Below are 414 nucleotides of genomic sequence, written 5' to 3'. Positions count from 1 at the left end.
CAGGATGTTGATCTCCCCCGACGACGCCAGCGCGCTTTTCGCATAAAGCGGCGCCGCCAAAGCCGCAGCCCCCGCCCCCTGCAAAACCGAACGCCGCGAAACAATAGCCTTTACAGTCATTTGTACAATTCTCCCTTTGGACTGGTTGGTTTTCTTATGTTTGTCAGAACTTTGTGACAGTTTTGCCGGGTTGTGCCCGGTCATCGGCCTGCCACGGCCTCTTCCGTCTCTTCAATGCCATCCATCTCCTCGATCAGGCGGGTCTCCAGCAGCTGGCCGTTGCGGTAGAGCACCGGATAGGCCACCGCGGCGATATGGCTGTTGAACTCGCGTAAGGCTCTTAGCGTCTCCAGGTGGATGTCGGAGGTGTCAAAGCTGTCGCGGGCGCCGTTCTGCAGCCGCCGCAGGTGGCGT

Annotated in this window: 1 protein-coding gene and 1 pseudogene; both read right to left on the bottom strand. The window is 59.4% G+C overall.

The annotated features are described in order from the left end of the window. On the bottom strand, positions 1 to 204 hold a 204-nt coding region (locus ACFMBG_RS24100), incomplete at its 3' end, for a twin-arginine translocation signal domain-containing protein (protein WP_421057168.1). Then, positions 201 to 414 (bottom strand): annotated as a pseudogene (locus tag ACFMBG_RS24095) (Na/Pi cotransporter family protein); the annotation flags it as partial. The pseudogene ACFMBG_RS24095 and the gene ACFMBG_RS24100, both read right to left, overlap by 4 nt.

Source organism: Leisingera coralii (assembly GCF_049056525.1).
Lineage (GTDB): Bacteria > Pseudomonadota > Alphaproteobacteria > Rhodobacterales > Rhodobacteraceae > Leisingera > Leisingera coralii.
This window is presented reverse-complemented; position numbering and strand designations above follow the sequence as displayed.